The following is an 11,954-nucleotide window of genomic DNA, read 5'->3' as shown; positions in this document are numbered from 1 at the left end:
GCCCCCTTACATCAGTTTTTAACCGGAGTGAAAGCCTTAGTAGAGGCCAGAAAAGCTCATCTCCGATGTGTCCAGCGGTGCCAAGGCCAGCGGGGCTTGGCGGCTGACACTCTCAACCGGTGCAGCCTGCTGCGCGAGCGTTTCAGAAATCACCTCGGAAAGATGCGCCAGAACCCGCTTTTTCTGGGTTTCCCCGCGCTCCTCGGCCTTGATGGCCTGTTGCCCGCCAAAGGCCTTCAAATCAGTCCGCACCGTTTGCGGCGGCATCAGAACCGCTCCTGTGACAGGATCTGTGACGCTCATCACAAAGTTCATCGCATGGTTTCCGCCCACAGTATAGCGGGCCTTGTCGGAGAGAGAATGGAAGCGCAAAACTTCAATCTCGATCCGTGCAGGCTGGCCGCCGTGCAAATCCTGGGTGGCCAGCGTCGCACTCTGCTCAAAAATGGCCGCCACCTGCTCATAGCGGTCTGCGCGCGGCTCACCGCGCCAAACGATATCAGCCACAGGATAATAGACTTCGGCCTCCGAAACCCGCAGATCGCGCGGCACTGTCACTTGAATATCGCTGACCGTCAGAAAATTGCTCAGTTGCGCTGTCTGGCCCGTCTCTGCCTGGCCCGTCTCTTGGGCCGCCTGCGGGAAAAAGGGCAAGTTGCGGCTGGCCACGTCCAGGCTGGAACAGCCCGAAACCACCAGAGCCAACCCCATCGCGAGAGTTGCTTTCAGAAATGTCATATCCAGTCTCCTTGGGCCAGAATGCCCAGTTGCTCCTTAGAGCGGACTCTGCGCTTGGAATACGACCTCTTTAAGGCAAGATCAGGGAAAAGGTGGGGTCAGCCCCCCCTGTGCGCCGGCAAAAAACCGAAATTTTCAGTTATTTTATGACAATTTTGCGCGGTTGCGCCCTTGCCAGCCGCCGCGGCGGCGTGGGGCACTCATCACTTCGAGCCCCTCTTGCAGCACCTGTGTCATCGGGTGGCCCTCAAGCGCATGACGGCCCAAGAGCAGCGCAATGGTGTCTCGCTGGTCCATCTGTTCCGGCAGGCTCAGCGCCCAATCCAAAAAGATCGAACGACATTCTGACGGGGTGATCCCCTCAATCTTATAGGCCTCTGAAATCAGCGCCTTTGGGTCATAGATATCACCCTTCATTGCCAGCTCCTTGCAAGGCTTTGTCAATCACAGCCGCAGCTGTCTGCGCCAAACCTTGCAGCTCTGTGGCCAGAGAGACAAGGCTTTTTGCACCCGTTTCGCGCAACAAAAGCTGGCTGGCCCCCTCGCTTGCCCTCTCGGCCTCAAAGGGTTTGTCCGATAAAAACCGTGTGCTCAAATTCACCGCCCAAAGCTGGCGGTAGGCGTGCATCAGGCTGTCAACGGCCGCCTTGTCCACAATCCCGGCGCTGAGCAGCCCTTTCAGCCCGGCTTGCACCCGCAAGCTGGCAGAGCCCGCGCTGAGCGCGCCCATCTGTGAAAACAGCTCTATATCCTGCAACCGCCCCGGCCCGATCTTGGCATCCCAAACACCGTTGGGGGCCTTGGCAGCCGCAATCTTGGCGCGCATCTCGGCCACGCCCTGCCGCGTGCGGGCAAGGTCTTGGCCCTTTTCAACCAAGAGGGCCTCCCGAAATGCCCGAAACTTTGCCCCCAGGCTCTCAAGCCCGCAAACCGGCCGCGCCCGCACCAGCGCAAGATGCTCCCAAAGCCAGGCCTCGTCTTGCTGATAGGCCTGAAAAGCCGGCCAGCTTGTCGCCACCGGCCCCTGGTTGCCAGATGGGCGCAGCCGCATGTCCAGCTCATAAAGCCGCCCCTCGGCCATGGGGGCATTCACAGCTGTCACAAGCGCCTGGGTGAGGCGTGCATAATAAGGCCGGGTCGCCAAAGGGCGCCGCCCCTGCGACATCTCGGCCCCATCGGCCTCGTAGATCACGATAATATCAAGATCGGAACTGCTGGTGAGCCGCCCGGCCCCAAGAGACCCCATGCCGATCACCGCAGCGCCCTTGCCTGGGGGCGGCCCGTATTTGCTGGAAAACTGGGCCACAACGGCGGGCCAGAGCGCTTTGAGAGCCGCCTCGGCGAGCGCGGCATATTGCGTGCTGGCTTCCTCAGCCCCCGTCAGCCCGCGCAAGAAATGCACACCCACCCGAAAATGCCACTCCTTGCGCCAGCGGCGGGCCAGATCAAGCTTGCGCTCGTAGTCCTCCTCCGCTGCGAGCTGTGCGGAGAGCTCAGATGCCAGAGCCGCCACACCCGGCCAATCAGCAAAGAAACCACCCCCGATCACCGCATCAAAAACCCCGGCGTTCCGGCTCAGATACCCCGCCAGCGCCGGCGCGGTGCTGACAATGTCCACAACCAGGTCCACAAGCTGCGGATTGGCCTCAAACAGCGAGAAAAGCTGAACCCCGGCAGGCAAGCCCGCCAGAAACCCATCAAACGCCAAAAGCGCGGCATGAGGATCGGAAGATTTCGCCAAAGCGCGCAAAATATCCGGCTTCAGGCGGCCAAAAATCTGCGTGCCGCGCTCCGAGCGCAGGGCTGCATAGCTGGGCCAGCGGGAAATGACCTGCCCATCCAGCTCCGGCAGGTCCGGCTCCGGGGCAATCGCATCTGGGGCAAAGAAGCCCTCGGTCAGCGCGTGCACCTCCTCCAGCCGCGCGCGCAGGTCGCGCTCAAGCTCGGCGCGCTCCCGCCCCATGAAGGCCGCAAGCTGCTCCATACCGTCCGCCGAATTGGGCAAGAGATGCGTTTGCTGATCGCCGATCATCTGCACACGATGCTCCACCTCGCGGTGCGCGCGATAATGTGCGCTCAGCACCCCGGCAACCTCCTCTGGCACCCACCCCTTCTGGGCCAGCACCCCAAGAGACGGCACCGTGGCGCGCAAGCGCAACTCAGGGTCGCGCCCACCGGAGATGAGCTGGCGGGTCTGGGTGAAAAACTCGATCTCGCGAATACCCCCGCGCCCGAGCTTCATGTTGTGACCCAGAAGGTCAATCTTGCCCCCCAGACCTTTGTGCGCGCGAATGCGCAGCCGCATATTGTGCGCATCTTCGATGGCCGCAAAATCGAGATGCTTGCGCCACACAAAAGGGCGCAGCGTTTCCAGAAAAGCCTCGCCCGCCCCCACATCGCCCACCCCACAGCGCGCCTTGATATAAGCCGCGCGCTCCCATGTGCGCCCGAGGCTTTCATAATAGCGCTCTGCGGCCTCCGCCGCCATGCACACGGGGGTCACAGCCGGATCGGGCCGCAACCGCAAATCGGTGCGAAAAACATAGCCCTCCGCCGTTCTGTCGTTGAGCATGGCGCTCATGGCGCGGGTTGCTTTGATAAAGCTCTTGCGCGCCTCAAAAAACTCTGTGCGCTCAAAACGGGTCTCGTCAAACAGGCAGATAAGGTCGATATCAGAAGAATAATTGAGCTCATGGGCGCCCATTTTGCCCATGCAGAGCACAAACATCCCGCCCAGCGTCTCAAGATCGGCCTCCCCCATGCCGGGCAATTTGCCCCGCCGGATCTCGGCCCCGACAGTGGCGCGCAAACTGAGCTGCACCGCCAGATCTGCAAACTCGGTGAGCGCCCGGGTGACCTCTTCAAGCGTCCAAACCCCGGCAAGATCGGCCAATGCGGTGAGCAGCGCCACCCGCTTCTTGGCCTGGCGAAGCGCGCTGCCCAGATCGCCCGGCGCAACCCTGTGCAGCCGGGCAAACTCTTGTGAAAGGGCTGTTTCAGGGGCCTCAAATGCGCGCGCCATCCAGTCAGCTTCACGCGTCATCAAGGATAACAGATAGGGGCTACAGCCCGCCGCGCCGCGCACAAGTGCTGCCAAATCGCCGGAAAGCTGGCCAAAAAGCCGCCCGCCTTCTGCGCCGCGGTCCGGGTCATAAGCCCTTGGCAGGCGGGTGATTTTCTGCACAAATTCCATACTTAAAGATGCGCCGCAGCTCTGGCGGCGTCAATCACCAACAGCGAGGTGGACATGTCAAAAAGTCTCAAACGCGTGCGCGCCGCACTGGGGGGCGAGGAGAGTGAAATCCGCGAAACCGCAGAGGCCAAAACCGCCCAGCAAGCCGCAGCCGAACTGGGCGTTGAGCGCGACCAGATCGCAAAGTCGATCATCTTTCAGGGCCAAAACTCGGGCGAAGCGCTCCTGTTCATCACGGCCGGGGGCAATCAGGTCTGCCCGACAAAAGCCGCCACCCTGGCGCGCGAGCCCCTTCTGCGGGCCGAGGCTGCCCTTGTGCGGGCCCAAACCGGCTTCGCAATTGGCGGCGTGGCCCCGATCGCCCATATAAGCGCGATCCGCAGTTTCTTTGACACGCGGCTGATGGATTTTGCAACGGTCTGGGCCGCTGCCGGCACGCCGCGCCATGTTTTCAGCATGGCGCCGGCCCGGCTATTGCAAAAATCGGGCGCGCAACTCTCTGATTTTATTTTGGAAAATACGCAAATGTAAAAAAGATTTACATTAACCCTTGCGCAAATGCCCCTCCACCCCAATATTGGGGATGTAAACAGAGTTAACATTTTAGAAAAGGATCACACCATGACCCCCACCGCCTCTTTCACCCCAGCGTCTCAAGGCTGGTTTGCCCGTGCCGAAGCCTGGTTGGATGCCAAAGGCAAAGGTGCCTGGATCGCGGCCATGGTGCTGGGATTTATCGTCTTCTGGCCCGTGGGCCTGGCGCTTCTGGCCTATATGATCTTCACAAAGCGGATGGGCGGACGCAAAGGAAGCTGTGCGCGCCGCAGCCATCTGCGCAGCCTGCGGCCCTCAGGCAACTCGGCGTTTGACGCCTACAAAGACGAAACACTGCGCCGCCTTGAGCAAGAGCAGCATAACTTCGAGGCCTTTTTGGAGCGTCTGCGCGAAGCCAAAGACAAGGCAGAGTTTGACCAGTTCATGAACGACCGCGCCCAAGCACATGAGGCCGACGATCTGGCGCACAGCGAAGCTGAAGCCGACAGTGAAGATGCCGCCGCCTCTGGCGAGGCGCAAAAAGGTTAAACCCCGCCCAGCGGTCTGACCCCGAGCATATCGGGGTCAGACCTTTTTCAAGTGAGGATCCCATGGACCAAAACACCCCCTTCTTGCCAGACCCGCAGCTTCAGCCGGAATTTTACGCCGATGTGCCTCTCAAGCGGTTGCTCGCCTGGGGGATTGATACGCTCATCATTGTGGCGCTCGTTATTGTTATCTTGCCGTTCACTGCCTTTACAGGGTTGTTTTTTCTACCCTTTCTCGGGCTGGTGGTAAATTTCGCCTATCGGGTCATCTGTCTGGCCAATGGCTCGGCCACCTTGGGAATGCGCCTTCTGGCCATCGAGTTTCGCACAGCACAGGGCGCGCCGTTTGGCCTGTCTCATGCCTTGTTGCACACGTTGGGCTATTCGCTGTCCTGGATGATGTTTTTGGTGCAGCTTGTCTCCATCATCCTGATGGCCAGCCAAAGCCGTGGCCAGGGGCTCACAGACCTTGCGCTAGGCACTGTGGCGCTCAACCGCCGCGCGGAGTGAGCCTGAGCGCCCGTCGCGATCTCCTTGCAGGCCCACAGCCTTCTTGGGGCAAAGGCGCATACTCCGGAATTTGCAAAACACCCTGCAAAGCTAAAAAGGCCGCCCCACACAACAGGGGCGGCCCAATTTCTTGCCGCGCAGCGCTACTCCAGCGTCAGAGCCACAAACCTTGGCTCACCCGCCCGGCGCACCAATAGCAGCAGAGATTTGCGCCCCGCCTCCTTGGCCTCGGCCACGCGGGCCTCAAACTCGGCGATCGTGGCAACCTTTTGTTGGCCCGCCTCGGTGATAAGATCTCCCGCGCGCAAGCCTTTCTCAAAGGCCTCGGCCTCTTCGCGCACATCCGTGACAACCAGCCCAGAGGCCTGCGCCGACAGCTCCAGCTGTGTGCGCAATTCGTCGCTCAGCGGCGAGAGGGTCAGCCCCAGCAGTTCGAGCTCCTGTGTGTCTCTCTCTTCAGCGGTGTCATCCTCGCCAGAGGATGTGCCGTTTTCCGCCTCTTCGCGCCGCCCAAGCGTGACTTTGAGGGTCTTGGTCTTGCCCTCGCGCAACACAACCACACGCACTGTCTTGCCGACATCCGCATTGCCAACCGTGCGCACAAGCCCACGGGTGTCTTCCACATCAACCCCGTCAAAGCTCAAGATCACGTCGCCCGATTGCATCCCTGCCTCTTTTGCAGGCCCCTCAGGCACATCCGTTACAAGCGCGCCAGCCGCGGTCTCTAGCCCAAGGGCCTCGGCCACATCATCGCCGACATCCTGAATGCGCACTCCAAGCCAGCCGCGACGGGTCTCCCCGAAGTCGCGCAGCTGGGCCACCACACGGGTCACCACATTGGAGGCCATGGAAAAGCCGATCCCGATAGAGCCGCCATTGGGGCTGAGGATCGCGGTATTCACCCCGACAACCTCGCCCTCCATGTTAAAGAGCGGCCCCCCCGAGTTGCCCCGGTTGATGGCTGCATCTGTCTGGATATAATCGTCATAAGCGCCCTGAAGTGCTCGGTTGCGCTGGCTGATGATCCCCGCAGACACAGAGAACCCTTGGCCAAGAGGGTTGCCCACCGCCAAGACCCAATCGCCCACGCGCGCGGTGTCGCTGTCACCAAAAGGCACAAACGCCAGCGGCGCATCACTCTCAACCTTGAGCAGGGCAATATCTGTCTTGGGGTCGGTTCCAATCACCTTGGCTTCCAGCTCGCCACCGGAGAAAAACTCGATGATCACCTCGTCAGCGCCGTCGATCACATGGTTGTTGGTCACGATATACCCATCTTCAGAGATCACAAACCCAGAACCAAGCGCCGAAGAGCGGCGCGGGCGGTTGCCCTGGCCGTTGCGGTCCTGAAACTCCCGGAAGAACTCTTCAAAAGGGCTGCCATCGGGCACAATCGCCCCGGGCCCCGTGCCGCGCGCTACCATGGTCGAGGTGGTGATGTTCACCACCGCCGGGCTCACCTTGTCGGCCAGGTCGGCAAAGCTCTCCGGGCGCGCCTGCGCCACCAGCGCCTGGGCCAGCACGAAAGCGCTGGCCAGCATCATAAGCCAAAACCCGCGCCAAAGCCCCGCTTCGTTGCGGCGCGATTGTGTCTCTGTCTGATATGATTGTCTCACGCGATGCTCCTTTGTCCCGTGTGATCATTCCACGCCAGTTCTGGCGCGGGTTCAATGTCTTATATCTAACTTAGGTTTCTTTCTTGACAACGCAAACTGCGCGCACAGGCTTTCACCCTCGCGTGAACATGCGTGACCCCTGTGTGAAACAGCAGGCGAGCGCGCATGATCAGGCCCCAAGCTGCTTTGCGCCCCAGACCAGCAAAAGCCCAAGGACCATCATCAGCGCGCCAATCATGCGCCGCGCCTCTGGCGGCAGGGCGCGCAGCGCCCGCAGCATCTCTTCAACGAGCGAAGGGGCCAGCACATAGACCAGCCCCTCCAGAAGTAACACCAGCCCGAGGGCCAGCAGGGCTGTCGCCCAGATCGTCATCACTTGCCGTCTTCGTTCTTCAGATAGTTGAAGAACTCTGACTCAGGCGACATCACCATGCTGGTGTTGTTGCCGGTGAGCGCGCCCCGGTAGGCGTTCAATGAGCGGTAGAACTCGAAGAACTCCTGATCAGCGCCATACGCCTCGGCAAAAATCGCGTTGCGCGAAGCATCGGCCTCGCCTCGGATGATTTCCGCCTGACGGCGCGCATCCGAGGTGATCTCCACGCGGGTTCTGTCCGCCTGTGCGCGCACACGCTGGGCAGCCTCGTTACCACGGGCGATCTCGTCAGCGGCCTCACGTTCGCGCTCCGCCTGCATCCGCGAGAATGTCGCCGCAAGGTTGGCATTGGGCAGGTCCGTGCGCTTGAGGCGCACGTCAATCACCTCAATGCCCAGCGAACGCGCCTCCGAAATGGCGCCGTTGCGGATGCGCAGCATCAGCGCGGCCCGGTCCGAGCTCAGAATGTCATTTGACGACACTGTGCCGAGCACTTCGCGGGTCTCTGAGCGCAGGATCGAGTCAAGCCGGCGGCCCGCCACTTCAATCGCCTGATCTCCCCCCGCACCGGTTGCCTGGCGGAACTGTTCCACATCTTTGATGCGGTAACGCGCGAAGGCATTGACTTCGAGGCGGCGGTCGTCTGACGGCGTCACCTGAAGCTGGGCAATATCACGGCTCAGAATGCGGTTGTCATAGCGGATCACCTCCTGGATGAGCGGGATCTTGAAGGCAAGCCCCGGCTCTTCCTTGATGTCAACCAAACGGCCAAACTGGAGCACCAGCGCCTTTTCACGCTCGTCTACAATGAAAAGCGAAGACAGAAGGCCCGCAATCGTCAGCACAATCACCGGCAAGATATATGTTGTGGCGCGCATCAGTTGCTCCCTCCCGTTTGAGTGCCTGTGTTGCGGCGCAACTCGTTGAGCGGCAGGTAAGGCACAATGCCCCCTCCGCCCGCACCGCCGCCAACACCGTCATCGACAATAATCTTGTCCACATTGCCCAGAACTTCTTCCATCGTCTCAAGATAAAGACGCTTGCGGGTCACGTCTGGCGCTTTGTTGTATTCCGTCAAAACAGCCGAAAAGCGGCTGGCTTCCCCCTGTGCTTCGTTGACAACAAGGGCGCGGTAGCCTTCGGCCTCTTCCAGAACCTGCGCCGCCTCACCGCGCGCGGCGGCCAATACGGTGTTGGCATAGGCGTCCGCCTGCTTTTCAAGCCTGTCGCGGTCCTGCTCGGCCGATTGCACGGCAAAGAAGGCCTGTTTCACTTCCTCGGGCGGGTCCGCCTTGTCAAAGTTCACCCGCACAATGTTCACACCGCTGTCATAGCTGTCGAGCGTGTTCTGGATCAGGTCTTTCAGACGGTCGGCAATCGGGCCACGATCGCGGTTGAGGATCGGGGCCAGCTCGCTTTGGGCAATGATCTCGCGCATGGCCGATTCTGACACCGCACGGATGGTGGTTTGCGGCTCGCGCAGGTTGAACAGGAAGTCCTCGGCGTTGTTGATGTTCCAAACGACCTGGAAATCAATATCGACGATGTTCTCATCCCCGGTCAGCATCAGGCCCGCATCCGCGCCCGTGCCGCCGCCAATGTCTTCGGTGTTTTCACGGGTCACCGGCATCACTTCCGCCGTCACAACAGGCCATGGCGCAAAGTTCAATCCGGGGTTGCCAATGCAAGGGCTGTTACATTCGCCCAAGAAAAGCTCTACCGATTGTTCTTCCGGCTTGACGGTGTAAAAACTTTGGAAGAGCCAAAGCGCCACCGCAACCAACACACCCAGGCCCACTGTGCCCCGGTTGAGCGAAGGGCCATCGCCGCCACTGCCACCACCGGCGCCGCGGTTGCCACCGCCACCGCCCATGAGCACCCGAAGCTGCTCCTGGCCTTTTTTCATCAATTCGTCGATCTCGGGAATTTGCGGCTGTGCGTCATTGGCTGGCTTGCGCCCGCCATTGGGCCGCACATCGCGCCCGTCATCCCCGTTGTCGTTTCCGCCGCCGCCCCAAGGGCCGCCAGAATTACCCGCCATTGACAGATTTCCTCTCTGTTGAAGTCTTTTACGTCGCTTGCCCCTTACTTGTGCGCCAACAAGCTATTTTCAACCCTTTTTCTCAGGGTTGCCCTCTCATCCGCGGCGCACAGGCTCTTTCATGGTCACTATCTCTTCGCTCATCGTCGGATGCACCGCAACGGTGCGGTCGAAGTCTTCTTTGGTTGCTCCCATTTTTACAGCGATTCCGGCCAGCTGGATCATTTCCCCCGCTCCGGGCGCCACAATATGGCAGCCCAGAACCCGGCGGCTCTGCTGCGACACAACCAGTTTCATCAAGACACGGTCACTGCGCCCTGCGAAAGCCTGCTGCATGGGCTTGAACGAGGTGCAATAGACCTCTATCGGCTCGATCTCGCGCGCCTCTTCTTCGCTCAGCCCCACGGTGCCCATCTCGGGCTGGGTGAAAATGGCCGTCGGGATCAGCGCATGATCCGGCTTTGTGGGCTTGCCGTTGAAGACGGTCTCCACAAAAGCCATCCCCTCGCGGATCGCCACCGGCGTGAGGTTCACGCGGTCGGTCACATCGCCCACGGCGTAGATGCTGGGAACCTTGGTCTGGCTGTAATCATCCACCAGCACCTCGCCCTTGCGGCCAAGGGGCACGCCCAGCTCTTCAAGGCCCATGTCCTGCGTGTTGGGCGCGCGCCCCGTGGCAAACATAACCTGTTCAAAGACCTGCTCCTGCCCGTTGGTGGACTTCACGGCAATGCCGCCCGCCACCTTCTGCATCGAGAAGATATTCGTGCCCAGATGCAGCTTCACACCGTTCTGGATCATCTCCTCAGAGACCAGCCCGCGCGCCTCATCATCAAAGCCGCGCAGGATCTGCGCGCCGCGATAATACTGCGTCACCTCAACGCCAAGCCCGTTGAGAATACCGGCAAATTCGCAAGCGATATAGCCGCCCCCAAGGATCAGGATGTTCTTGGGCAGCTTTTCAAGGTGAAAAATCTCGTTTGACGTGATGGCGTGCTCCGCCCCCGCCATATCGGGCTTCACAGGCCGCCCCCCCATGGCGAGCAAGATATGCTTGGCGCTCTTGCGCGTGCCATCGGCAAGCTCGACCTCATGCGCCCCGACCACTTTGGCGCGCGCGTCATAGCTCGTCACACCATTGTTTTTCAAAATGCCACGATAGACATTTTCCAGCCGGTCCAGCTCGGCGTGCAGCTTGGTCTTGAACGCGCCCCAGTCAAAGCCGCCGGCGCGCACATCCCAGCCATAAGCCTGCGCATCGGCGATCGCTGCGGGAAATTCGCTGGCAAAAACCATGAGCTTTTTGGGAACACAGCCACGGATCACACAAGTGCCGCCATAGCGGTCTTCCTCGGCCAGCGCCACTTTGGCACCGCCCTGCGCAGCAACCCGCGCCGCGCGCACACCGCCCGAGCCGCCGCCAATGACAAAAAGATCGTAATCAAAGCTCATGTCCGGCTCCTAATCCATCAAATCCGTAAAAAGGTTGTCGTCTTCCAGAAAATCGAGCCTGTCGGTCTCGACCGTGCCTGCATTGATGTCGCGAATTTCAACCTTGCCATCGCCAAAGCCGACAACAACCTTGTCGCAGATGTCCAGAAACAGCCCGTTTTCAACGACCCCCGGTATCTGGTTCATCATCAGCGCCATCTGGCGGCTGTTGCCGATCCGGCCGAGGTGCAAATCCAGGATATGATTGCCCTCATCGGTGATATACGGCACATCTCCATTCATCCGCAGGCTCGTGCTGCGCCCGAGCACATCCATGCTCACCAAGGTTTCCTCGATCAGCGCCTTGGTGGTTTGCCAGCCAAAAGGGATCACCTCGACAGGCAGGGCAAAGGCGCCCAGCCGCTCAACCTCTTTGCCCACATCGGCAATCACAATCATCTGGTCGCTGGCTGTCGCAACGATCTTCTCTTGCAGCAGGGCACCACCGCCGCCCTTGATGAGATTGAGCTCGCCGTCAAACTCGTCGGCCCCGTCAATCGTCAGATCCAGCCAGCGGGCCTCGTCAAGGCTGATCACCTCTATCCCCACATCGCGCGCCAGTTCGGCGGTGCGCGCGCTTGTCGGCACGCCTTTGATTTTCAACCCGTCCTCGCGCACCATTTCGCCAAGACAGCGCACAAGCCAGGCCGCCGTGCTGCCGGTGCCCAGCCCGACACGCATTCCATGCTCCACAAACTCGGCCGCCCGCTTGGCGGCCACAAATTTCGCCTTGTCAATCGGTGAAAGTTCTCCGCCCATGGCAGCCTCATTCGTTACCCGCTTTGCACTTATAGGAAACTTCCACCCAAGGCGCGAGAGGGCGCACCTGTTTTCTTGCAAGAAAACAGACCGCAAAATTACAATTTTGCGCGCCCGCCTGCCCAAATGTCGTATTTGTCTGCTGCGGGCG

General features: G+C 60.5%; 12 protein-coding genes. 3 read left to right on the top strand and 9 right to left on the bottom strand.

Annotation, left to right across the window (positions count from 1 at the left end; translation table 11 throughout):
* Positions 1-36: 36 nt before the first annotated feature.
* The 3 genes from Q0478_RS07660 to Q0478_RS07650 all read right to left on the bottom strand — a co-directional run bounded on the left by Q0478_RS07660 (position 37) and on the right by Q0478_RS07650 (position 3,931).
* Complete coding sequence (locus Q0478_RS07660) at positions 37-738, bottom strand: DUF6778 family protein (protein ID WP_298677914.1); 702 nt, start codon at positions 736-738, stop codon at positions 37-39.
* A 144-nt stretch (positions 739-882) separates the two neighbouring features.
* Positions 883-1,155, bottom strand: coding sequence for a hypothetical protein (locus Q0478_RS07655; protein ID WP_298677910.1), 273 nt, complete (start codon positions 1,153-1,155; stop codon positions 883-885).
* Complete coding sequence (locus tag Q0478_RS07650; RefSeq protein WP_298677907.1) at positions 1,145-3,931, bottom strand: glutamine-synthetase adenylyltransferase; 2,787 nt, start codon at positions 3,929-3,931, stop codon at positions 1,145-1,147. Before Q0478_RS07650 ends, Q0478_RS07655 begins: the two co-directional genes overlap by 11 nt.
* Before the next feature lie 54 nt (positions 3,932-3,985).
* Here Q0478_RS07650 and Q0478_RS07645 point away from each other — a divergent pair, with 54 nt between their 5' ends.
* The 3 genes from Q0478_RS07645 to Q0478_RS07635 all read left to right on the top strand — a co-directional run bounded on the left by Q0478_RS07645 (position 3,986) and on the right by Q0478_RS07635 (position 5,523).
* A complete protein-coding gene (locus tag Q0478_RS07645; protein WP_298677904.1) occupies positions 3,986-4,462 on the top strand; it encodes a YbaK/EbsC family protein in 477 nt (158 codons plus the stop codon).
* Between the two features lie 90 nt (positions 4,463-4,552).
* Positions 4,553-5,014, top strand: a complete 462-nt coding sequence (locus tag Q0478_RS07640) for a DUF2852 domain-containing protein (protein ID WP_298677902.1) — start codon at positions 4,553-4,555, stop codon at positions 5,012-5,014.
* A 62-nt stretch (positions 5,015-5,076) separates the two neighbouring features.
* Positions 5,077-5,523 (top strand): RDD family protein, encoded by a 447-nt coding sequence (locus tag Q0478_RS07635; protein ID WP_298677899.1) that lies wholly within the window; start codon positions 5,077-5,079, stop codon positions 5,521-5,523.
* Between the two features lie 143 nt (positions 5,524-5,666).
* On the opposite strand, the gene Q0478_RS07630 is transcribed toward Q0478_RS07635, so the two are convergent.
* From Q0478_RS07630 to rpiA, 6 genes are all read right to left on the bottom strand, one after another.
* Positions 5,667-7,064, bottom strand: a complete 1,398-nt coding sequence (locus Q0478_RS07630; protein ID WP_298678608.1) for a DegQ family serine endoprotease — start codon at positions 7,062-7,064, stop codon at positions 5,667-5,669.
* A 244-nt stretch (positions 7,065-7,308) separates the two neighbouring features.
* Positions 7,309-7,512, bottom strand: a complete 204-nt coding sequence (locus Q0478_RS07625) for a DUF2065 family protein (RefSeq protein WP_298677896.1) — start codon at positions 7,510-7,512, stop codon at positions 7,309-7,311.
* The gene (locus Q0478_RS07620) at positions 7,512-8,390 is read right to left on the bottom strand and encodes a protease modulator HflC (RefSeq protein WP_298677893.1); all 879 of its coding nucleotides are present in this window, start codon (positions 8,388-8,390) and stop codon (positions 7,512-7,514) included. Before Q0478_RS07620 ends, Q0478_RS07625 begins: the two co-directional genes overlap by 1 nt.
* Positions 8,390-9,553: an FtsH protease activity modulator HflK gene (hflK, locus tag Q0478_RS07615; protein WP_298677889.1), complete on the bottom strand. Its 1,164-nt coding sequence runs from the start codon at positions 9,551-9,553 to the stop codon at positions 8,390-8,392. The genes Q0478_RS07620 and hflK overlap by 1 nt, the downstream gene beginning before the upstream one ends.
* A gap of 96 nt (positions 9,554-9,649) precedes the next feature.
* Entirely contained in the window at positions 9,650-11,005 is a 1,356-nt protein-coding gene (gene gor, locus Q0478_RS07610) for a glutathione-disulfide reductase (RefSeq protein ID WP_298677886.1), read from the bottom strand.
* A gap of 9 nt (positions 11,006-11,014) precedes the next feature.
* Positions 11,015-11,803: a ribose-5-phosphate isomerase RpiA gene (gene rpiA / locus Q0478_RS07605; protein WP_298677883.1), complete on the bottom strand. Its 789-nt coding sequence runs from the start codon at positions 11,801-11,803 to the stop codon at positions 11,015-11,017.
* Positions 11,804-11,954: the final 151 nt, after the last annotated feature.

The organism is uncultured Lentibacter sp. (genome assembly GCF_937123735.1).
GTDB lineage: Bacteria > Pseudomonadota > Alphaproteobacteria > Rhodobacterales > Rhodobacteraceae > Lentibacter.
This window is presented reverse-complemented; position numbering and strand designations above follow the sequence as displayed.

Excerpts from the sequence above, each read along its gene's own strand:
- Q0478_RS07640 (WP_298677902.1), top strand. The coding sequence starts at position 4,553 with ATGACCCCCACCGCCTCTTTCACCCCAGCGTCTCAAGGCTGGTTTGCC.
- rpiA (WP_298677883.1), bottom strand. The coding sequence starts at position 11,803 with ATGGGCGGAGAACTTTCACCGATTGACAAGGCGAAATTTGTGGCCGCC.
- Q0478_RS07630 (WP_298678608.1), bottom strand. The coding sequence starts at position 7,064 with ATGCTGGCCAGCGCTTTCGTGCTGGCCCAGGCGCTGGTGGCGCAGGCG.
- Q0478_RS07625 (WP_298677896.1), bottom strand. The coding sequence starts at position 7,512 with ATGACGATCTGGGCGACAGCCCTGCTGGCCCTCGGGCTGGTGTTACTT.
- Q0478_RS07635 (WP_298677899.1), top strand. The coding sequence starts at position 5,077 with ATGGACCAAAACACCCCCTTCTTGCCAGACCCGCAGCTTCAGCCGGAA.
- hflK (WP_298677889.1), bottom strand. The coding sequence starts at position 9,553 with ATGGCGGGTAATTCTGGCGGCCCTTGGGGCGGCGGCGGAAACGACAAC.
- Q0478_RS07620 (WP_298677893.1), bottom strand. The coding sequence starts at position 8,390 with ATGCGCGCCACAACATATATCTTGCCGGTGATTGTGCTGACGATTGCG.
- Q0478_RS07645 (WP_298677904.1), top strand. The coding sequence starts at position 3,986 with ATGTCAAAAAGTCTCAAACGCGTGCGCGCCGCACTGGGGGGCGAGGAG.
- Q0478_RS07660 (WP_298677914.1), bottom strand. The coding sequence starts at position 738 with ATGACATTTCTGAAAGCAACTCTCGCGATGGGGTTGGCTCTGGTGGTT.
- Q0478_RS07650 (WP_298677907.1), bottom strand. The coding sequence starts at position 3,931 with ATGGAATTTGTGCAGAAAATCACCCGCCTGCCAAGGGCTTATGACCCG.
- gor (WP_298677886.1), bottom strand. The coding sequence starts at position 11,005 with ATGAGCTTTGATTACGATCTTTTTGTCATTGGCGGCGGCTCGGGCGGT.
- Q0478_RS07655 (WP_298677910.1), bottom strand. The coding sequence starts at position 1,155 with ATGAAGGGTGATATCTATGACCCAAAGGCGCTGATTTCAGAGGCCTAT.